This window comes from Streptomyces sp. NPDC000594, from assembly GCF_040299965.1.
Taxonomy (GTDB): Bacteria; Actinomycetota; Actinomycetes; order Streptomycetales; family Streptomycetaceae; genus Streptomyces.
In genome coordinates, this window is record NZ_JBEPCY010000002.1 from 252,101 (window position 1) to 272,095 (window position 19,995).

The 19,995-nt window shown below is 69.4% G+C and carries 22 protein-coding genes; 8 read left to right on the plus strand and 14 right to left on the minus strand.

The window, feature by feature from the left end; all coding sequences use genetic code 11:
* Positions 1-17: 17 nt before the first annotated feature.
* Both ABT354_RS03815 and ABT354_RS03820 read right to left on the minus strand, forming a co-directional pair.
* Entirely contained in the window at positions 18-1,502 is a 1,485-nt protein-coding gene (locus tag ABT354_RS03815) for a GlnX family signal transduction membrane protein (protein WP_502983311.1), read from the minus strand.
* 291 nt (positions 1,503-1,793) lie between these two features.
* Positions 1,794-2,186 carry a RidA family protein gene (locus ABT354_RS03820; protein WP_351488543.1) on the minus strand — a complete coding sequence of 131 codons (393 nt, stop codon included), beginning with the start codon at positions 2,184-2,186 and terminating at the stop codon, positions 1,794-1,796.
* 294 nt (positions 2,187-2,480) lie between these two features.
* On the opposite strand from ABT354_RS03820, the gene ABT354_RS03830 reads away from it, so the two are divergent.
* A complete protein-coding gene (locus tag ABT354_RS03830) occupies positions 2,481-2,804 on the plus strand; it encodes a hypothetical protein (protein ID WP_351488548.1) in 324 nt (107 codons plus the stop codon).
* 263 nt (positions 2,805-3,067) lie between these two features.
* On the opposite strand, the gene ABT354_RS03835 is transcribed toward ABT354_RS03830, so the two are convergent.
* Both ABT354_RS03835 and ABT354_RS03840 read right to left on the minus strand, forming a co-directional pair.
* Positions 3,068-4,183, minus strand: coding sequence for a serine hydrolase domain-containing protein (locus tag ABT354_RS03835; RefSeq protein ID WP_351488551.1), 1,116 nt, complete (start codon positions 4,181-4,183; stop codon positions 3,068-3,070).
* Positions 4,184-4,256: 73 nt separating this feature from the next.
* Entirely contained in the window at positions 4,257-4,928 is a 672-nt protein-coding gene (locus ABT354_RS03840) for a DUF4097 family beta strand repeat-containing protein (protein ID WP_351488554.1), read from the minus strand.
* Between the two features lie 223 nt (positions 4,929-5,151).
* On the opposite strand from ABT354_RS03840, the gene ABT354_RS03845 reads away from it, so the two are divergent.
* Both ABT354_RS03845 and ABT354_RS03850 read left to right on the plus strand, forming a co-directional pair.
* On the plus strand, positions 5,152-5,889 hold the full coding sequence (locus tag ABT354_RS03845; protein ID WP_351488557.1) for a GbsR/MarR family transcriptional regulator: 738 nt from the start codon (positions 5,152-5,154) through the stop codon (positions 5,887-5,889).
* Positions 5,890-5,960: 71 nt separating this feature from the next.
* Positions 5,961-6,437 carry an IS5 family transposase gene (locus ABT354_RS03850; protein ID WP_502983312.1) on the plus strand — a complete coding sequence of 159 codons (477 nt, stop codon included), beginning with the start codon at positions 5,961-5,963 and terminating at the stop codon, positions 6,435-6,437.
* Here ABT354_RS03850 and ABT354_RS03855 read toward each other — a convergent pair.
* The gene (locus ABT354_RS03855; protein ID WP_351488560.1) at positions 6,434-6,655 is read right to left on the minus strand and encodes a hypothetical protein; all 222 of its coding nucleotides are present in this window, start codon (positions 6,653-6,655) and stop codon (positions 6,434-6,436) included. The genes ABT354_RS03850 and ABT354_RS03855 overlap by 4 nt on opposite strands.
* Before the next feature lie 249 nt (positions 6,656-6,904).
* Between ABT354_RS03855 and ABT354_RS03860 the strand changes: the two genes are divergently transcribed.
* Both ABT354_RS03860 and ABT354_RS03865 read left to right on the plus strand, forming a co-directional pair.
* Positions 6,905-7,129, plus strand: a complete 225-nt coding sequence (locus ABT354_RS03860; RefSeq protein ID WP_351488563.1) for a hypothetical protein — start codon at positions 6,905-6,907, stop codon at positions 7,127-7,129.
* The gene (locus tag ABT354_RS03865; protein ID WP_351488566.1) at positions 7,122-7,427 is read left to right on the plus strand and encodes a hypothetical protein; all 306 of its coding nucleotides are present in this window, start codon (positions 7,122-7,124) and stop codon (positions 7,425-7,427) included. The genes ABT354_RS03860 and ABT354_RS03865 overlap by 8 nt, the downstream gene beginning before the upstream one ends.
* Positions 7,428-7,491: 64 nt before the next feature.
* On the opposite strand, the gene ABT354_RS03870 is transcribed toward ABT354_RS03865, so the two are convergent.
* Both ABT354_RS03870 and ABT354_RS03875 read right to left on the minus strand, forming a co-directional pair.
* Positions 7,492-7,692, minus strand: a complete 201-nt coding sequence (locus ABT354_RS03870; RefSeq protein WP_351488569.1) for a DUF397 domain-containing protein — start codon at positions 7,690-7,692, stop codon at positions 7,492-7,494.
* Positions 7,689-8,519, minus strand: coding sequence for a helix-turn-helix domain-containing protein (locus ABT354_RS03875; protein WP_351488572.1), 831 nt, complete (start codon positions 8,517-8,519; stop codon positions 7,689-7,691). The genes ABT354_RS03870 and ABT354_RS03875 overlap by 4 nt, the downstream gene beginning before the upstream one ends.
* Before the next feature lie 544 nt (positions 8,520-9,063).
* Between ABT354_RS03875 and ABT354_RS03880 the strand changes: the two genes are divergently transcribed.
* On the plus strand, positions 9,064-9,306 hold the full coding sequence (locus ABT354_RS03880) for a hypothetical protein (protein WP_351488575.1): 243 nt from the start codon (positions 9,064-9,066) through the stop codon (positions 9,304-9,306).
* Between the two features lie 313 nt (positions 9,307-9,619).
* Here the strand turns inward: ABT354_RS03880 and ABT354_RS03885 are convergent, their stop codons facing one another.
* A complete protein-coding gene (locus ABT354_RS03885; protein ID WP_351488577.1) occupies positions 9,620-10,372 on the minus strand; it encodes an ArsR/SmtB family transcription factor in 753 nt (250 codons plus the stop codon).
* A gap of 56 nt (positions 10,373-10,428) precedes the next feature.
* Here ABT354_RS03885 and ABT354_RS03890 point away from each other — a divergent pair, with 56 nt between their 5' ends.
* Positions 10,429-11,076 (plus strand): flavin reductase family protein, encoded by a 648-nt coding sequence (locus ABT354_RS03890; protein ID WP_351488580.1) that lies wholly within the window; start codon positions 10,429-10,431, stop codon positions 11,074-11,076.
* Between the two features lie 937 nt (positions 11,077-12,013).
* Positions 12,014-12,934 (plus strand): esterase/lipase family protein, encoded by a 921-nt coding sequence (locus tag ABT354_RS03895; RefSeq protein ID WP_351488583.1) that lies wholly within the window; start codon positions 12,014-12,016, stop codon positions 12,932-12,934.
* Positions 12,935-13,047: 113 nt separating this feature from the next.
* On the opposite strand, the gene ABT354_RS03900 is transcribed toward ABT354_RS03895, so the two are convergent.
* The 6 genes from ABT354_RS03900 to ABT354_RS03925 form a co-directional block, all read right to left on the minus strand.
* On the minus strand, positions 13,048-14,040 hold the full coding sequence (locus tag ABT354_RS03900; protein WP_351488586.1) for an N-acetylglucosamine kinase: 993 nt from the start codon (positions 14,038-14,040) through the stop codon (positions 13,048-13,050).
* Positions 14,031-15,296 carry a 6-phospho-beta-glucosidase gene (locus ABT354_RS03905; RefSeq protein WP_351488589.1) on the minus strand — a complete coding sequence of 422 codons (1,266 nt, stop codon included), beginning with the start codon at positions 15,294-15,296 and terminating at the stop codon, positions 14,031-14,033. Before ABT354_RS03905 ends, ABT354_RS03900 begins: the two co-directional genes overlap by 10 nt.
* 9 nt (positions 15,297-15,305) lie before the next feature.
* The gene (locus ABT354_RS03910) at positions 15,306-16,202 is read right to left on the minus strand and encodes a carbohydrate ABC transporter permease (protein WP_351488592.1); all 897 of its coding nucleotides are present in this window, start codon (positions 16,200-16,202) and stop codon (positions 15,306-15,308) included.
* 4 nt (positions 16,203-16,206) lie between these two features.
* Positions 16,207-17,148, minus strand: a complete 942-nt coding sequence (locus tag ABT354_RS03915; protein ID WP_351488594.1) for a carbohydrate ABC transporter permease — start codon at positions 17,146-17,148, stop codon at positions 16,207-16,209.
* Between the two features lie 13 nt (positions 17,149-17,161).
* Positions 17,162-18,499: an ABC transporter substrate-binding protein gene (locus ABT354_RS03920; protein ID WP_351488596.1), complete on the minus strand. Its 1,338-nt coding sequence runs from the start codon at positions 18,497-18,499 to the stop codon at positions 17,162-17,164.
* A gap of 131 nt (positions 18,500-18,630) precedes the next feature.
* Complete coding sequence (locus ABT354_RS03925) at positions 18,631-19,857, minus strand: ROK family transcriptional regulator (RefSeq protein WP_351488598.1); 1,227 nt, start codon at positions 19,855-19,857, stop codon at positions 18,631-18,633.
* Between the last annotated feature and the right edge of the window lie 138 nt (positions 19,858-19,995).

Here is a 19,995-nt window from a genome sequence, read left to right on the forward strand (position 1 = left end):
TCTCCTCGCGCTTCCGCTCACCGGTACTCCGCCAGCCTGCGGTTGACGCCCAGGACGGCACCCCACGCGCCGAGCACCCCGAGCGCCGCCGCCCCGGCGGGCAGCAGGGCGAAGCTGTCCCGGCCGGCCTCGGCGGCCCGGGTGAACTCCCGCTGCTCATGGTCGATGGCCCGCTCCAGCGCGTCGTCCACCTCGTCGAAGGAGAGGCCGGTGGAGTTCACCGGGCCGATGACCTTCCGCAGCGCCTTCTCGTAGTCCCCGTCCTGGTCGGCCTTGCTCGCCTCGGCGTGGCGGGTCTGCCAGCCGGTGACCTTCAGGGCGGCCTCACGCACCGGGGCGCGGCCCGTGTCGTCGTCGGCCAGCTGGAGCGCCGCGTCGAGCCCGGCCTCCAGCCGGTCCATCCCGGTGGCGAACTCCGTCTCGTACCGGTCGTTCTTGTTGTCGTCGGTGAGCACCGCGCCCCGGGCGACGAGGACGAGGTTCTCATTGGCGCGGGCCTTCAGCGACTCTATCCGCGCGGTGGTGAGGACTTCGAGCGACGCCTGCCCGTCGGATCTGGCCTCGGTCAGCTCGGCGCGGGCGAGGGCGTGCGCGACGGTGAGCCAGAGCAGCGCGGCGGCGGTGGCCGCGGTGGCGGCCAGCAGCCCGGGGTTGAGGATCCGGTTGGTACGGCGGCTCAGCCGCACCTGGGCCCAGCCGAGCCCGCCGAGCGCCGCGGCCCCGACGGCCAGCGACAGCGTGGGCCAGAGCGCGGCCTCCCGCTCGTCGGCGCCGAGCCGGTCGGCCTCGGCCTCGTACAGCCGCTCGGCGGCGGGCAGCAGTACCCGGGTCATCTGCTCATTGGCGAAACGGAGATACGCGCCGCCGAGCGGCAGCCCCTGACGGTTGTAGGCGCGGGCGGTCTCGATCCGGCCGGTGTAGACGGGCAGCCCTTCGTTGAGGGTGGCGATCTGACGGCCGGACGCGCTGGTGGCGTCGGTGTGGGTGGCGGCGGTGACCAGCAGCCGGGAGGCGCGCGCGATGTGCTCCTCGTACCGGTCGCGGACCTCGGGGGGCTCCTTGACGGCACCGGCGAGGAAGCCGCTGGAGGCGGCGGTGTCGGCGGCGGCGAGGGAACGGTAGACGGAGGCGGCGTCGGCGCTGAGCGGCTGGCTGCGGCTGACCACGTCCCCGGCGGCGGCGGTGCGGTCGGTGACCTCCAGCGCGGTGACCGCGCCGAAGGCGACGACCAGGGCGGCGAGAACGGCCCCGATGATCCGCAGCCGGCCGGGCTCGGTGGTCGCGGTACTCCGCAGCCACTGCCCGGCCCCGGCGACGGCCCCCCGCGCGACGGCCCGCCCGGCCCCGGGCACCGGCCGCTCCCGTGCCTCGGTCTTCTTTGCCGGTACGGGCTTCTCTGCCGGTACGGGTACGGGTACGGGCACGGGGGCCGTGGCCTTCGGCGGCCGTCTCGCGGGCGCCGGCTGCCGGTGCGTGGCGGGCTCCCCCTGCGGTGGTGTCACCTGGCTTCCCCCTCGGTCGCTGACAGTGGCCCGCTGCCGGGTCGGGGAGGCCACTTGGCCAGCAGTATGGCCAAGTCGGCCGAAAAGCACAGCCGATTGCTGCGATCTTGTTCTCCGGACGGCAGTGGTCGCGGCCCCCCGCCGCGATCATCCTTCTGCCCCGGTCTCCCCACACTGAATACGCCACAACCCCAAGATCGGTTCCGTTCCGCCCGGTCTCCGGTCATACCGGCGGGGGCCGACGGGGCGCCGGCTCGTCCGTTCCCGCCGTCGGCGGGGCCCTCCCGGGAGTCAGTCGACGATGGCGTCGAGCTCCACCTCGACGAGCCAATCGGGATCGATGAAGCGTGAGACCTCGACAAAGGTGCAGGCCGGCCGCACCGACGCGAACCGCTCCCCGTGCGCCCGCGCGGCCTCTTCCCAACGGGTCACATCGGTGAGCATGACGCGGGTCCGCACGACGTCCTCCAGCGAAGCCCCCGCCGCCTTCAGCGCGGCCTCCGCGATGTCCAGACACCTGACGGTCTGGGCATGGACATCCCCGCGCCCCACGGTCGCCCCGTCCTCCCCGAGGGGAGCGGTACCGGCGACGGCGACATGCCCTCCTTTGCGGACCGCCCGGGAGAAGCCGATGCGGGGTTCGAGTGGCGAGCCGGAGCCGACTGTTCGACGAATATGATCCATCGCGCCAGGCTACGGGCGCCTCCGCCGGCCGGCGTAGCTCCTTCGGGCGACTCGCCCCTGGTTCGGCCGTCGGTGCCGTGGCCGGGGCGTTAGTACGTGGTGGCATGGGACTTGGTGACCGGCACCAGAAGAAGGACGTGGAAGCGGCGCTGAGGCGCGCGGAGGCGGCGGGGCTCAAGGTGACCCGGGTGAAGAACGGGCATCAGTGGGGCTTCGTGCTGTGCTGTCCGTGCAGCCAGCGACGCACGGTGTCCTGTACACCGCAGAACCCGAGCGAAGAGGCGAGGTATATCGATGGCTTTGTCAGGCAGCACCGCACCTGTGCGTAACTGGTACTTCAGCCTGGTTCTGAGGGACGTCATCACCGAGGAACAGTCCGACGCCCTGGCCCAGGTGGTCGGCTTCCACGACGGGCGGATCTCGCTGGTCGAGTCACCCGAGCGCTCCTGGTTCACCTGCTCCTTCGAGGCGGAGACGCTGACACAGGCCATCGCCGACGCGCTGGCGCGATTCAAGGACTTCCCCGGTGTCCTGGTGCGGTCCGTCGAGTTGGACCCGATCGCCCTGGAGTACAACGACATGGTGACGGCGGCAGTCGTCCCCGTACCGCCGCTGTAGGTGATCCCGCAGGCGGAAGCCGTTACCCTTCCTGGCCAGCCGTCCCTCGTGCACCCCAACGCCCTCGGCCACCGCAACGCCGCCGACCACGTCGAAGAGGCGCTGCTGAACACCCTCAGCTGACCCGCGCCCGGGGCCTGGCCGGACGATCCCCTCGACGGGGAACCGCCCTCCGGCACCAGCCGGAGGGCGGTTCCCCGTTCCACCCCCACCATGAGCCCGCCGCCCGCTCCAGCGACGTGTTCTACCTGGCCGGATGAGGATCACCGTTCGGCTGCCGGGGTGTCCTGGCCGCCGAACACCTCCTCGACGAGCTGTGCCACGGCCTTCTGGAACGCCTCGGCGAGGGACAGCGCCGCGTCGTCCACGTAGTTCAGCGCGGCGATTAGGGTCTTGCCGCCGTCGGCCGTGCTGTACATCAGCGCTCCGTGGCCCGCCACGCCGCCGTTGTGGGTGATGATGGTGCCGCCGTTCCCGCTCGCCTGCTGGACGAACAGGCCCAGGCCGTAGCCGGTCTCGGGGTGCGGCTCACACATCTCGGCCAGCAGCGGGGCGGGCAGCAGCTTGCCGCTCAGCAGCGAGGAGATGAACGTGTGGAGGTCCCGGGTGGTGGAGATCATGTCTCCGCCGGTCGAGATCCAGGAGGGGTCGTGCCGGGTGACGTCGACGGTCTCCGTCCGCCCGGCGTCCTCGTACCGGTAGTAGGCGCGGGCGTGCGGCTCGGGCAGCTCCGGGTCGCCGTCCGGCACCAGGGTGTCCGACAGTCCGAGCGGCTCCAGGACCAGTCGCCGCATCTCCCCGGCGAAGGAGCGGCCGGTGGCCTTCTCGACCAGCAGCCTGAGCAGGACGTAGTTGGTGTTGGAGTAGCTCCAGCCCGTTCCCGGCTCGAACCGTGCGGGCCGGGACAGGGCCAGTCGCACCAGTTCCTCCGGCTGGTAGGCCGTGAACCGCTTGTCCACCCACTCCTGGCCCGTGTTCGTGGCGGGGATCCCCGGGGTGAAGGTCCCGTCGGCGTGGTATTCGCCGGTGAAGTTGAACACCCCGCTGGTGTGCCGCAGCAGCATCCGCACCGTGATCCGCGGGTCCAGCCCGAACCCGGGCAGGTGGTCGGCGGCCGGGGCGTCCAGCTCGATCGCGCCTTCGGCCACCAGCCGCAGCACCAAGGCCGCGGTGAAGGTCTTGGTGTTGCTGCCTATCCGGACGTACCCGTCCACCGGGGGCTTCTCGGTCCCGCCCAGCTCGCGCGCCCCGGCGCTGCCGACCCATTCGCCCTGTTCGTCGTGCAGGCGCATCGTCACACCGGTGAAGCCGGACTCGATCATCCCCTCGATGAGCTTCCGCAGCTCGGGACGGTCCTGGTCGCCAAGGGTGAGGGACATGGTGGGTGCTCCTTCAGGTCTGAGGGGAGAGTGCGGGTGAACGGGCCGGATCGGCGCGGGGTGTGTGTCCGCGTCAGAGGCTGCGCGCGCTGATGTCGCCGTAGCCGGTGGTGGCGTGGACGGTGAGGGCGGCGTCGGCGCCGTCGGCGTTCCGGAGCGTGTTGTGGATCCGGCCGTAGGAGGTGCCGGCGTCCAGGGAGGCGGAGACCCCACGGGCGGCGGCGACGGAGATCTCGCCGTGCTCGGTGCGCAGCGTGACCGTGCCGCGCACGGCCTCGTCGACGCGGAGGTCGCCCTTCTGGGTGCTGATGTCCGCGTCGCCGCCCAGACGGCCGACTGTGACGTCGCCCGACTGGAGGGTCAGCCGGACGCTCGCGGCCTCGTCGAGCTTGACCGTGCCCTGAGCGGTCTCGAAGGTGACGTCGCCGAGCCGTCCGACGCCCCGCAGCCCGGCGAGGGCCGCGTTCGCCTCGACGTGGGATCCCGCGGGCAGCTGGACCGTGACCTCGACGGATCCGGAGGGGCCGAAGACCTGGTTGTCCGCCTGCGGGGCGGTGATCCGCAGGACGTTGTCGCCGTAGACGACCTCCGTGCGCTCCGCGGCCTTCGCGTCGCGGCCCGCGGACGGGTTCTTGGGGAGGACCTCGACGGTGGTGTCGGCCCGGTCGGCGGCGATGAGACGGATGTCGCCGGCGGGGACGTCCAGGATGACGGTGACCGGGGTGGGGGTGTCGAACTTCTGCATCGTACTGCCCTTCCGCTGATGTTTCTGATGAGGGAAAAGCTACGTTGCATTTCCAGATCTGGCAATTGCATAGTTGCGATGAATTGACATAACCGCAGCTCAGGGCGGTGAATTCATTGCAATGGGGGAAGTTTTAACGCAACGATCAAGCGTGGCGCGTTGCAATGAATCGAAAGTGAACGCTACTGTGGGGAGCCCACGGACGATCACGGAGGAGAATGCGATGCCAGGAGGCCGACTCACCCAGCAGGAACGCCAGCGGATCGCGCTGGGACTGGCCGACGACCTCTCCTACGCGGAGATCGCCAGAGGGCTGGACCGCCCGACCTCGACCGTCACCCGCGAGGTCATGCGCAACGGCGGCCTCGCCGCCTACCGCGCGGACCTCGCCCACCGCGCCACCGAACGCCGCGCCCACCGCCGCAAGAAGACCACGACGGCCCCGGACCTCGGCACGCCCCCGCAGACCCACGGGCGCGACGCCGAAGCGGTGCGCGAGTACGAGGAGACGTTCGCCACCGTCTTCATGCAGTCGGGCCTGCCCAGGATGACGGCCCGGGTCCTGGCCAGCCTCTACACCACCGACGCGGGCAGCCTCACCGCCTCCGAACTCGCCGGACGCCTCCGGATCAGCCCCGCGTCCGTCTCCAAAGCGGTCACGTTCCTCGGCAGCCAGGGCCTGATCCGCCGCGAACGCGACGACCACCGCCGTGAGCGCTACGTCGTCGACGACGACGTCATGTACCAGTCCACGATGGCCAGCGCCCGGGCCACCGCCCACCTGGGCGACATCGCCCGGCAGGGCGTCGGCGTCCTCGGCCCCGACACCCCGGCCGCCACGCGCCTGGAGAACATCGCCCGCTACGTGGACTTCGTCTCCGAGAGCATCGCCCGCGCCGCCGACCAGGCCCGCGAGATCCTCCACACGACGCCCGGCGGGACCTCCGACGGCGCCCCCTAGGCCGCCTCCTACGGCTAGGACTTGTCCGGTCGATCATGTGACTGCTTCCCGGTCCTGTCGTTGATGTGGGCATGGGGCGGGGTGATCTGAGTGATGCCGAGTGGGAGCGGCTGCGGCCGTTCCTGCCGGTCGGCAACGGGCGTTGTGGCAGATGGCGGGATCACCGGCAGGTGATCGACGGGATTCCGCACCGGGTCCGGAGCGGCGTTCACTGGCGTGACCTGCCCGAACGGTTCGGCCCGTGGAAGACGGTCTACGAACACCATCGCCTGTGGTCGGCCGACGGAACCTGGGAACGACTGCTCCAGCAGGTCCAGGCCGAGGCCGACGCGGCAGGGGAGATCGACTGGGACATCCCGGTCGACTCCACGATCGTGCGGGCTCACCGCCAAGCTCACGCAACACCATCGAACGAGCCATCAACCGGCTCAAGCACGCCAGAGCCGTCGCCACCCGCTACGACAAACGCGGCTACATCTACCTCGGGACAGCGACCGCCGCAGCCCTCACCATTTGGCTCCGAACATGATCGGCCGGACAAGTCCTAGCGGCTGAAGGAGCGGTGCTTGCGGGCGCGGGCGCCGCCGTGGGCCAGAGCGAGGGCGAGCAGGGCCTCGACCCCGAGTTTGAGACCTTCCAGGCCGTAGTCGCCACGGGCGGAGAACCCTCCGGGGAAGAGGGTGAACACTCCGGACGCCTCCTTGCCGAAGAAGGGTCCGGGACCGAACCCCAGCACCCAGGGGGCGAGATGGAGGAAGTTGTTCACGGCCTTCTCGTGCCGGAAACGGATTCCCCCGGCGCGAACTCCGCCGAGGCGCCCCGGAGTACGGCGCCCCTGTCGTTCCGGTCGGCGTCTCACCCTCCACGTCGTACACCTATCCGATGCGGCCGGGAAAGTCGATCATTCTTCCGAGACCGGTGCGGGCCGGTGTCCGCAGGCCCGCGTAGCTCCTTCGGGGGACTCGCCCCTGGTTCGGCCGCCGGTGCCGTGGCCGGGGCGTTAGTACGTGGTGGCATGGGACTTGGTGACCGGCACCAGAAGAAGGACGTGGAAGCGGCGCTCAAGCGCGCGGAGGCGGCGGGGCTCAAGGTGACGCACGACAAGAACCGCCATCGGTGGGGCTGGGTGCTCTGCTGTCCGTGCACCGACCACATCACGGTGTACTGCACCCCTCGAAGCGCCGGAGGAGAGGCGAACCGCATTGACACCTTCACAAGGAAGCACACAGGCCATGCGTGACTGGTACTTCACTCTCATCCTTGACACCGTGCTCAGCCCGGAGCAGAAGGATTTCCTCGATGGGCTGGACAGATTCGCAGACGGTGAGGTCGGGCTGATCGAAGGGCCGGGCTACTCCGGTTTCCTCTGCGTCGTCCCTGCCGTGGGCCTCACCGAGGCCATCGCGGATGCCCTGGAGCGCTTCGAGGACTTTCCCGGAGTCCTGGTCCGCCGGGTCGAGTTGGACTGGGTCGCACTGGACGAGAACGGCATGTCCACGCCTGCGGTGGTCCCCGCGCCGCCGCCTCTGTCTGTCTGACGGCAGCAGGCAGCTCCGCATCCTTCGTTCGACGGAGGGTGCGGGGCTGCTGTGCGTTCCGCTGCTACAGGTCGGCGGACCGGGCCATGGTCACGAGGCCGGTGAACGCGTTGGTGGAGACCATCAGGACTGGCCCGTCGATCACCTTGCTGTCACGAACCGGGACGACGCCACACGACGCGACGAGGTTCGCGGCAGCTTCGACGCACTGGCCGCCGTTCTCGCTGTACGAAGACTTGAACCAACGGGGGGACTCGGTCGTCACGAGGTGCCCTTTCGCAACTTGCGGATCATCTCCAAGGACGCTGCTCGCGGCAGCGATTCGGCTTGGAGCTGATGGTAGTCGCCCAGGATGGGAAGCACCGATGCACTTTCCCGCTCAAGATGGCCACGGTTCGCGGACTCCGCGTACGACATGAGCGTGCGGTCCGGCATCGTGAGGACGGTCACCGGCAACGTCATGGGACGGCGGACCCCGATGCTGAACGGAGCGACCTGAAGCACGGTGTTCGGCCGCTCCGCGAACTCCAGCAAGCGCGTGAATTGGGCGCCCATCAGGGTGCCGTCCCCGATGGGGCGGAGGAGGCAGCTCTCGTCGAGCACCACAAAGACCTGCGGGGCTGGCATGCGCGTGAGTGATGCCTGGCGCTGCGCGATCAGCGCCACTCGTTCGTCGGCCTGTTCCCGTAGGGCGACGCCCCTCTTCACGGTGCTGTCCCCCAGGGCGGACGCGTACTCCGGTGTCTGGAGCAGCCCCGGTATCACTCCCACTTCGTAGAGCCGGATCTCTGCCGCCCGGCCTTCGTACCCGACGTACTCCGGGAAGCCTTCCAGCAATGCGGCGGGCCGAGCTGCTTGGCTCTGGCGTTCGAGGCGATCTCCCGTACCGAACGCGCGATCCAATTTCCTGGCAAATTGTGGAGTTGCTGGCCTGCGACCAGTTTCCACGGCAGAGATGTGCGCGTCGGAGCACCCGAGGCGCCGCGCCAGCTCCTCCTGTGTCCAGCCGCGCTCATCCCGCATCGCCCGTACGTACTGGCCGAACCTCTCGCGCGGTGACCTCTCGGGATTTAACTCCTTGCGGTTCACCATTCCATGGCACCCCCAACTCTTCTGTCGAATGGGATCAGTTGAAGATGCGCACGACTGTAGTCCACTCTGAACTCGCCCGGGATTCAATCCGATATGGAGGGGAGCGCTATGGGTTGGCATTCCGTCCCGGAATTGGACGCACCGCAGGGGGACAGTCCTCTGCTGCGAGCGCTTCGCCTGCGGATACGGCAGGAGCACGCTCTCCGTACGCGGTTCGGTCCGTTCCACGACACGGTCAGAAAGGCACATTCGTGCGAGAGCGACGAGGCAGGTCGATAGCCCGCACGGTGGCGATGCTCGCGGCGTGGTCGTTCTCGGTCGGCCTGCACGCGATGAGCCTGGCCGAGCGGCTCTAGAGACCCCGTCCTCCGTGGCACCGGCAGGTTCAGCGGTGTTCCTCTCACCGGTGCCACGGAGGGCGGCTTCAAGCGGGGTCCGCCCTCACCCCTGCCCTGGGCAGGCCCCAGGGCCCCGGCCGTCCACCCCCGCACGGACGGCCGGGGCCCACCCGTAGAACCCACCCCCACCCTCAAGGGAGACAGCCATGTCCCTCAACGCCACACCCGCCCCCGACGGACCCTACGGCCTGCGCATGATCCGGCTGCGGGACTGCGACAGCCCTCAGCCCGCGCTGATCGTGTCCCGGGTCGCTCTCACCGTCTTCGCCACCGACCTCCGGGCCGGACGGCTGGACCACCTCCTGGCCACGGAGGCGGAGATGGCCGAGGCGCGGAAGGTCGCCCGCTGGTCCCACGAGCACGAATCGCCCGAGCCGGACCTTCTCTGACCCCAGTCGCGGACCGCCCGCACCCCCGGGGCCCGTTCCTCGTGACACGAGGTCGGGGGGTGCAGGGTCGCCCCCGCAGGGGACCGGCGGACGGCCCCCGAGCTAGACCTTCTCCTCAGTCTGCCGGCCCCGAGGAGGTGAGCCCGGAGGCCCCCGCCCCCGCACCTGCGAGTCACCTCGCCCCAACCCTCATGGCAAGGGCTGCCCGCACAAACTCAGCCCGTCCGGCGCTTGAGGACGGACCCGAGCCCCGAGCAGCCTCGGGCACCCGTCGGGGCCAGCCCCGAACCCCGCTCCTCAAGCGCCGGAGAGGCTAGGTTTGGGGGACCCCCGGGGCCTGCTTCCGTGAAAGGAGTTCCTCGGACACGCCGAGACGGCGGTGGAGCGCCTCCCGGCCGACAGACGTGACCGCCACCGCCCGCGTCGTACCGACAGGAGTGATCCAGCCCGCGTCAAACGCGTGACGACACAGCGCCGCACCCACCGCGCCCGCCAGGTGCGCCCGGCGTTCGGTCCAGTCCAGGCAGGACCGTACCGACGGGCGGCGCGTGCCGGTCGGGACGGTGATGCCGAGGTCTTCGAGCCAGGCCGCTCCGGCGCCGGTGAGTCCGAGCCCGTGCTCCAGGTCCAGCAGCCCTCGTTCGAGCATCGCATCGGTGATGGCGACCCCGACGGTCCCGGCGAGGTGGTCGTAGCAGGTGCGGGCGTGGGCGAGGGCCTGGCGGCGGCCGGAGGCCGACAGGGAACGGGGGGCCGGGGTGCGCCCGGGGGCCAGCGCGGCGAGGCTCTCGATCAGCTCGGCCACGTGCGGACCGGCCAGACGCACATAGCGGTGGCGGCCCTGCCGCTCCTCGGCCAGCAGGTTTCCCCGGACGAGCGCGTGCAGGTGCTCCGTCGCGGTCGAGGGCGCCACCCCCATATGACGTGCCAATTCCGTCGCCGTCCAGGCCCGGCCGTCGAGGAGGGCCAGACAGAAGCCCGCCCGCGTACCGTCCGCCAGAAGCTTCGCCACGGTAGCCAGGTCAGGACCGGCTGCCTGGGTGCGCTGCGTGTCCATACGGTCCATTGTCCCCCGTGACACTTCGGCCCCGGCCGAAATACGCGGATCCTAGGCTCCTCGCCATGAACACGGCACCTTCCGGCACCCTGCCCGCACCGACCGTCGCCACCCATCTGGAGATCGAGCCGAGCATCCTCTACTTCGGGACACCCGTGGTGCTCCTGTCGACCGAGAATCAGGACGGCTCGTTCAACCTCGCCCCGATGTCGTCCGCATGGGCCCTCGGGAAGACGGTGGTGATCGGACTGGGCCGTGCGGGGCAGACCGCGTACAACCTCGGCAGCCGCCCGGACCTGGTCATCAGCCTGCCGGCGCCCTCCCAGTGGCCGGCCGTGGAGCGGCTGGCGCCACTGACCGGCCGGAATCCAGTGCCTTCCGGCAAGCCCGAGGGCTGCCGCTTCGAGCCGGACAAGTTCGCCGCCGCAGGCCTGACCGCCGAGCCCTCCCAGCTGGTCCGGCCGCCTCGCGTCGCCGGGTGCCCGATCCAGTTGGAGGCCCGTGCGGAGCGGGTGCGGCCGGATGTCTCCGGGGAGTTCGTCATCGTCGAGGCGGGGGTGTGCAAGGTGCACGCGGACTCCCGGATCGTCGTGCCGGGTACGGACCACATCGATCCCGCCGCCTGGAGCCCGCTCATCTACAACTTCCGGCACTACTTCGGGCTCGGTCCGGAGCTCGGCCGCTCGTACCGTACCGAGACACCAAGGGCTTGAGGACCGGGCCCCGAGCAGCCTCGGCCAGACATCGGGGGCCAGCCCCCGAACCCCTGCTCCTCAAACGCCGGAGGGGCTGAATTGAACCGTTGTGTGTTGTGCGGCGGGTGGTGCCACCGGCGAAGAACAGGCGTTCCCAGGGTGGGGCAAGTGGTGGGTGGGCGGCGTACTGTCCCCCGGCTTCAGGTAGGTCAGTGCCCGCCGCACACTGACCCCGCCGCGAGAGCCGACAGCAGCCTGAGGGCAACCATGGAGAGGGAACCGATGGACCAGGGGCTCTCCGGCGAGGAACCGAAGAAGCCGGTACGAGATAAGTACGAAGCCTCCCTCGGATGGACCAGGTCTACTCGTAGGGAATCCTCCGAACGATACGGTCGCCTTCCGCTTCACGCCGGGATTTGCCCCGTCCTTCCCGGGGCGGTGAACACTCCTGGCTTGGCGAAGCACCTGGTGCTGGGCTCGGTCCGGCTCGGGTCCGGCCATCGCTCCGTGCGCCGCCCCGCTCCGAGCCGGGTGATAGCTCTCGGTAGCGAGACAGCGGTGTTGTCCCGGCGGCAGACTCTTGGGCACGGCTTCGCGGCGGCCCGTACAGATTCTGCCGGCCGCCCGCCGTACCAGCCGACACCACGCTCACTGAAGGGAGCGTCATGCCCGCAATCACCACAGCGACGGTCCCCACCACCGCTGCCCACCGTGGAGAGATTCGCTCCCTCGGGAGCGGCTGGTCGCATGCGACCGTACAGCTTCCCCGAAGGCTGATGCCGCTGCTGGAGAAGACGGTTGGAGCACCTGCTCGCCGCCCCGATCGACGGACGCCGCAGCATGGGCGGGGCACTCGCCCGCCCTGGCTCGGATGGTTGCGGCAGCAGATGAGATCCGAATGGCACCAGCAGCTGAGTGAGACCACAACACACTCTGCGAGCACCAAGGAGGAGCAATGCCGTTACCCAGAGCGTTCGGCCTTGTCACCACAGTGGTGGCAATGGTATCGACACTGGCCGTGGGAGCAGTGACAGCACCGTCCGCCACAGCGGACAGCAGTCTTGGAAAGGGCTCCGAGGCGGTCACCGCTGTGCCGCCTCGGGACAACTCGGTCAACGAACCTGTGTATTTTCTCAAGGGGTACATGGGTGTCAGGGAAAGCGGCACAGGCGTCAGCTGTCTGGATTCCTGGGCGCCTGCCCGGAATTTCTTCAAAAGGGAAGGCTGGTCCGGTCCCCTGCACCTCGTCGGGTTCTACGCCGGGGACACGAACTGCAACGTTTCCATCGCCTCGGGCGACAAGAACACATCCATCCGGGAGCTGGGGCGGAATCTTGCGTGGGACATCCACAACCGCTACTCGCGGTACGGAAAGTCCGTGGACCTCATCGGGCATTCCATGGGCGGCCTGATTGCCCGGGCCGCCGTCACCGGGGTTCAGCGTCGGTTGTCCGGATGGCCTGACTACATTCACGTCGAGGACGCGGTCACCATCGCCACCCCGCACGAAGGCCTCTTCCCGAGCCGCTTCTGCGTACTGTTTCAGCCGACCACCCAGTGCCGCGAGATGCGGCCCAACTCCCCGTTCCTCAACTGGGCGGGCAAGAACCCGCAGTCGGCTCAGAGGACCGACTGGACCGTCATCGGTGCGGCGGACGACTACTACCTGGACCAGTCCGCTCTGGGCATGTCGGCGAAACACCAGGTGTGGTATCACGCGGGCAACGGCTGGGCCCACGAGACCGTCAACGAGGTCACCAGAGGCACTTACCGGCAGGTCTACCAAAATCGACCGGCCCGACCGGTCTTCAAGCGTAATGGAGCGGCCCCCGTACGTGCGGCCATGAACGCCCTGTATTGGTCGGAGAACTGGTGAGAGTCTGACGCTGTCACTCCGTCGTGCCGAAAACTTCCGGAGGGGCCAGGTCTTCTTGATCCCCTCGGCCCCGGGACCGTCGAGGGTCCCGGGGCCGAGGGGAGCGCGGAGGGTCAGGCGCCCTCGTAGTGGGCGCGGAGGCGGGCGCGGGCCTCCGCAGGGGCGCCGGTGTGGTCGAAGCCGAGGAGGGCCGCGCCCAGGACCGGCGGCGCGGTCACCACCTTGACCACCGCCTTCGGCGCCTTCGCCGCGAGCAGCGTGGAGATCTGCTCGTCCAGCTCGGGGTGGCGCGCGGCCAGCACACTGCCGCCGAGGAGCACCGGAACCTCCTCGTCCAGCAGCCCCAGCCGGCCGAGCGCCACCGTGGACATCGCCACGACCTCCTGGGCGAGCCGCCGCACCAGATAGCGGGCGATGGGATCGCCCGCCGCGCCGGTCGCGAAGAGCACCGGGGTCGCCTCATGGGTCCGGTGGGACGGAATGTCCCCCCGGTGCAGCGCCTCGATCAGCGCGATCATGGAGTCCACGCCGTAGTGCGCGGGCAGCGTACGGGCCAGCTCCGTCGGCTCCCCGCGACCGTCGTCGGCGCGGGCCGCGTACCAGAGGGCCTCCAGCGCCAGGCCGTGCCCGCCGCCCCAGTCGCCCGAGATCTTGCCGATCGCGGGGAACCGGGCGACCCGGCCGTCCGGGAGCATGCCGACGCAGTTGATGCCCGCGCCGCAGACCACCGCGACCCCGCGCGGCTCGTCCAGCCCGGCCCGCAACAGCGCGAAGGTGTCATTGCGGACCTGGACCGAGCGGCCCCAGCCGCGCGCCTGGAGGGCTTCGCTCAGCTCCGCCTCCTCCACCGGGAGGTCGGCGTTGGCGAGACAGGCCGAGACATGCTCGACCGCGTCGACGGCGAAGCCCCGCTCCCGGGCGTCGGCCAGCGCCCGCTCGACGGTTCCGCCGAGCAGATCGACGGCGGTGTCGATACCCACCAGCGGCGGCTGGAAGCCATGGTGTCCCCGCGCCGACCCCAGCACCGTGCCGTCGGGGCCCACCAGGGCCACGTCGGACTTGCTGTTACCGGCGTCGACGGCGAGGACGGAAGCGGTCAGGCCCACGCGAGATGCTCCCGGTTGTGCGCGACCAGCTGGTCGGTCAGGGCCTCGGCGTACTCGTACTGCCCGACCAGCGGGTGGGAGAGCAGCGCCTTGAAGACCCGGTCGCGACCGCCCCGCAGAGCCGCGTCGAGGGCCAGGTCCTCGTACGCCGTCACCTGCGAGATCAGCCCCGCGAAGAGCGGGTCGACCCGGCTCACGGGGAGCGGGGTCGCACCGTCGCGGCCGACCGAGGCCTGGACCTCGATCACGGCGTCGTCCGGGAGGAACGGCAGGGTGCCGCCGTTACGGGTGTTGACCACCTGGTACGGGCTGCCGCCCCCGCCGAGCAGCGAGGCGGCGAGGTCCACGGCCGCCTCCGAGTAGAAGGCGCCGCCCCGCTTGGCCAGCAGCTCCGGCTTGGTGTCCAGCGTCGGGTCGCCGTACAGCTCCAGCAGTTCCTTCTCCATCGCGGCCACCTCGGCCGCCCGGGAGGGCTTGGTCCGCAGCTCCCGTACCACCTCGTCGTGGGCGTAGAAGTAGCGGAGATAGTACGAGGGGACCACACCGAGCCGGTCGATCAGCGGGTGCGGCAGGCTGAGGTTCTCGGCGATCGAGGCGCCGTGCTCGGCGAGCAGGCCCGGCAGCAGGTCCTCGCCCTCGGGGCCGCCGATCCGTACCCCGGTCTCCCAGGTCAGATGGTTCAGCCCGACATGGTCGAGGTGCACCTGGCCGGGTTCGACCTCCAGCAGCTTGGCGAACCGCCGCTGGAAGCCGATGGCGACATTGCAGAGCCCGACGGCCTTGTGGCCGGCCTGGAGCAGCGCCCGGGTGACGATGCCCACCGGGTTGGTGAAGTCGATGATCCAGGCGTTGGGGTTGGTACGCCGGACCCGCTCCGCGATGTCCAGGACGACGGGTACGGTCCGCAGCGCCTTGGCGAGGCCGCCCGCGCCGGTGGTCTCCTGGCCCACACAGCCGCACTCCAGCGGCCAGGTCTCGTCCTGGAGCCTGGCCGCCTGTCCGCCGACGCGCAGCTGGAGCAGGACGGCGTCGGCGTCCGCGACGCCCTTGTCCACATCGGAGGTGGTGGTGATGGTCCCGCTGTGGCCCTGCTTGGCGAAGATGCGCCGGGCGAGCCCGCCGACGAGTTCCAGCCGGTCGGCCGCCGGGTCGATGAGCACCAGTTCGCTGATGGGGAGGGTCTCCCGCAATCGGGCGAAGCCGTCGATCAACTCGGGGGTATAGGTGGATCCGCCACCCACGACTGCCAGCTTCATTTCTTTCCTTTAGCCCTTCACTCCGGTCAGTGTGACGCCCTCGACAAACGCCTTTTGGGCGAAGAAGAAGACGAGGATCACAGGGGCCATGACCATGACGGTCGCGGCCATTGTCAGGTTCCAGTCGGTATGGTGCGCGCCCTTGAACGACTCCAGTCCATAGCTGAGCGTCCAGGCCGCGGGGTTCTCGGACGCGTAGATCTGCGGTCCGAAGTAGTCGTTCCAGGCGTAGAAGAACTGGAAGAGGGCGACGGCGGCGATGCCGGGCTTCGCCATCGGGATCACCACCTTGAGCAGGGTGCGCACCTCGCCGCAGCCGTCGACCCGCGCCGAGTCGAGGTACTCGTTGGGGATGGTCAGCAGGAACTGCCGCAGCAGGAAGATGGCGAAGGCGTCGCCGAACGCCATCGGGATGATCAGCGGCCAGAGCGTCCCGGTCAGCTCCAGCTCCTTGGCCCAGAACAGATACATCGGGACGATGATCACCTGCGGTGGCAGCATCATCATCGAGATGACCAGCATCATGGCCGTCCGCTGCCCCCGGAAGCGGAACTTGGCGAGGGCGTAGGCCACCGGGATCGAGGAGACGACGGTGAGGACCGTGCCCAGGCCGGCGTAGATCAGGGTGTTGCGCCACCAGGTGAGGAAGCCGGGGGTGTCCAGCACCTTGGCGTAGTTGCCCCACTCCCAGGTGGTCGGGATGAGATCGCGGGTGAGGGTCTGCTGATTGCTCATCAGCGAGGTCAGGACCACGAAGACGAAGGGCAGGACGAAGAAGAGCGCGGCGGCTATGCCGAGGGAGTGCACCGCGATCCAGTGGAGCAGCGCCCGGCGGCGGGCGGTCCGTGCCGCCTGGGTCGGCGGGGCGTCCTTGCGGACGGGCTCTCGGTCGAGTACCTGGGCCATGGAATCAGTCCCCCATCCGGATGAGGCCGCCACGCCGGCGCATCAGCAGGGAGGTGAAGACCATGGCGAGCGCGAAGAGCACCAGGGCGACGACGGCCGCCGCTCCGTAGTCGAACCGCTGGAAACCGGCGTTATAGATGATCTGCGGCAGGGTCAGGGTGGACTTCTCGGGATACCCGGGTTCGAAGATCTGGCCGCTGCCGCCCATGTTCCCGGAGGCGACCTTCGCCGCGACCAGGGGCTGGGTGTAGTACTGCATGGTGGCGATGACCCCGGTCACCACGGCGAAGAGCACGATCGGCGAGATGTTCGGCAGGGTGACGAAGCGGAACTGCTGCCAGGGGGAGGCGCCGTCGAGCTGGGCGGCCTCGTACTGCTCCTTGGGGACGTCCAGCAGGGCGGCCATGAAGATCACCATCAGATCGCCGATGCCCCAGACCGCCAGCAGGGTGAGGGCGGGCTTGGACCAGGCGGGGTCGGTGAACCAGGTCGGGGGCGAGAGCCCGATCGACTCCAGGACCGTGTTGACGGGGCCCGTGCCGGGGTTGAGCAGAAAGACGAAGGCCAGCGTCGCGGCGACGGGCGGGGCGAGATAGGGGAGGTAGAAGAGGGTCCGGAAGACCCCGGTCCCGGTCTTGATCTTGGTGATCAGAATGCCGACGCCCAGCCCGAAGGCGACCCGGCAGGTGACCATCACCAGCACCAGCCACAGGGTGTTGCGCAGTGCGGGCCAGAACATGGGGTAGTCGTTGAAGACATACGACCAGTTGTCCAGGCCGATGAACTCGGGCGGACGGAAGCCGTCGTACTTCATGAACGAGAAGTACACGGTCGAGATCAGCGGATAGGCGAAGAAGACGCTGAAACCGATCAACCAGGGCGAGAGGAAGGCCAGGGTCCGAAGCGCCGACCGGCGGCGCTTCGAACGCAGGGTGTGAGTCGTCATGGTGGCGGTACGGTCACTTCAGCTTGGCGATGTCGGTATCGATCTGCTGAGCGGCCTTCTCCAGACCCGCCTTGAGGTCCTTCAGCTTGCCCGACTCATAGCGCAGCCCCACGTCCTGGAGGGTGGTGTGGTACGAGCCGCCGTCGACATTGGCCGGGCTGGTGTTGGACTTGGGGTGCTGGGCGATGTCGATGAACGTCTGGAATTCGGGCGCGTGCTTCAGATCGGGCGACTTCAGCGCCTCGATGGTGGAGGGCACGTTCCGGATGCCGTTGGAGAAGGCCACCACCGCGTCGGTGTCGGTGGTCATGTACTTCACCAGCTCCCAGGCGGCGTTCTGCTTCTTGCTGGTGGAGGCGATACCGATGATGGTGCCGGCGAGATATCCCTTGCCGTAGTCGGCTATCTGGTCCTCCGGTACGGGCAGCGGGGCGGTGCCGATCTCGAACTTCACCCCGGCGTCCTTGGCCATACCGAGCCGCCATTCGCCGTCGAGCTGCATCGCGACCTGGCCGGTGTGGAAGGGGTGCTTGGCGCCCCACTCGTCACCGAAGGTGTTGCGGTACTTCTTCAGCTTCTCGAAGCCGCCCAGCGAGTCGACCAGCTTCTTCTGGAAGGTGATCATGCGCTCGAAGGCGGGGTCCTTGGCGATGTTGGACTTGCCCTCGGCGTCGAAGTAGGTCGGCGACCACTGCGGGACATAGTGCGAGATCGTGGTCTCGTACCCGTGGTAATTGGGCATGAAGCCCAGCTGCTCGAAGCTGTCGCCCTTGGCCCTGGTGAGCTTCTGGGCGACCTTCTCGAACTCCTCCCAGGTCTTCGGGGGAGCCTTGATGCCCGCCTTCTTGAACTCGTCCTTGTTGTAGTACAGGCCGTACGCGTCGCCCAGCAGCGGCAGGGTGCACTGATTACCCTCGAACTGGGTGTAGTCGAGGACCGGCTTGTGGAAGACCTTGGCCGGGTCGATGGCCGACTTCTTCAGGAAGGGGTTCAGATCGACGAAGGCGCCCGTGGCGCAGAACTTGCCGACGCTGGTGGTGGAGAAGGAGGAGACCACGTCCGGTGCGTTGGAGCCGCCGCCGCGCAGTGCCTGGTTGATCTTGTCGTCGGTCATATTGCCGACGATCTTCACCTTGATGTTCTTGTGCGCCGCCTCGAAGCGCTCGATGTTCTCCTTGATGGCCTTGACCTCACTGGGCGCGGACCAGCCGTGCCAGAAGGTGAGGGTGGTCTCGGCCTTGGGATCGTCATTGGTGCCGCCCTCGTTGGACCCGGTGCAGGCCGAGGCGAAGAGGGCTATGGCGGCGGTGGCGGCGACGGCGGTGGCTGATTTCCTGGCACGTATGGACATGGCGGTGTCTCCCTGAGGCTATTGAGGGCTGAGGGGTGGTGAGCTATGTCTTTCGTAGGGTCAGCGTGGTGCGTTCGGTGGCGTGGTCGTAGGAGATGGTCCAGGCGTCTCGGGGTCCTGGCGTCCTGGGGTCAGCGGGGGATCGTGGTGTCGAAGATCTCGTCTCGGGTGGTGGCCAGGGCGCTCTCCAGCGCCCCGCGCAGGACGGGGTGTTCGCGTACGGTGCCGAGGACCAGCCGGGGGCGGGAGGCGGCCAGCTCCGTCAGCTCCGCCTCCACCCGGGCGCGCAGCGGTTCGCCACCGGCGGCGATGGCCTCCCCGGAGAGGACCACCAGCTCCGGGTCGAGGACCGCGACCAGGGAGGCGAGACCGGTGGCCAGGCCGGTCGCGTACTCGTCCAGGAACTGCCGGTACGGTCCCGAGTCGTCCTCGGCGGCACGGGCCACCAGGTCGCCCGCGACCTTGGTGTAGTGGCCCTGGCCGACGCCCGCGACACCCAGGCCCCGGGCGCGCCCGGGAAGCACCTGGGCGCCGGCCAGCTCCTGGAAGCCGCCGCTGTTGGCCCGGGTCACCCCCCGGACCAGCGGGACGCCGGGCACGGGCAGAAAGCCGACCTCGCCCGCACCGCCGGTGAAGCCCCGGTGCAGCCGCCCGCCGATGACGAGGGCGGCGCCGAGCCCTTCCTCGTTCCAGAGCAGGACGAAGTTGTCGTGGCCGCGCGCGACACCGAGGCGCTGCTCGGCGACGGCGACCAGATTGACGTCGTTCTCGTACTCCACCGGCATCGGCAGGGCGGTGTTCAGCTCCTCCAGCAGTGCGGGGGAGTGCCAGCCGGGCAGATGGGAGGCGTACCGCAGCCGCCCGGTGGAGGGGTCGAAGGCGCCGGGTGTCGCGATCACCAGCCGGTGCACATCGGCGGTGGTGAGCCCGGCGGCGGCCACCGCGCCCTCCAGCGCCCGGCCGACCCGCAGGACGGCGGAGTCGGCGCGCCGCCCCGGGGTGGGGAGTTCGAACTCCCCGACGGTCCGGCCGGTGAGGTCGGCGACGGCGGCGCGGACGCGCAGCGGGGTGACATCGACCCCGGCGGCGAAGGCGGCCCGCCCGTTCACCGCGTAGAGCTGGGCATTGGGCCCCGGCCGCCCCTCGGTGGTGCCGGTGGCGACGACCAGCCCGGCGGACTCCAGCCGGGCCAGCAGCTGGGAGGCGGTGGGCTTGGAGAGACCGGTGAGCGTTCCGATGGTGGTACGGGAGAGGGGCCCGTACTCCAGCAGCAGATCGAGCGCGGCCCGGTCGTTCATGGCGCGGAGCACACGAGGTGTACCGGGGGTCGTTCCCGGGGAGGGATGGGAACCGGCCATGGATGGTGCACCTGCCTCTCCGCTTCGCCACCGGGCCGTCACCCGGGTGGCCCCGGGGATGACTGTTAGGAAACTTTCCTAACCTGCTGGGAGGAACGTAGGCCGGAGTCCAGGGGGGCGTCAATGGTCCACGCCTGC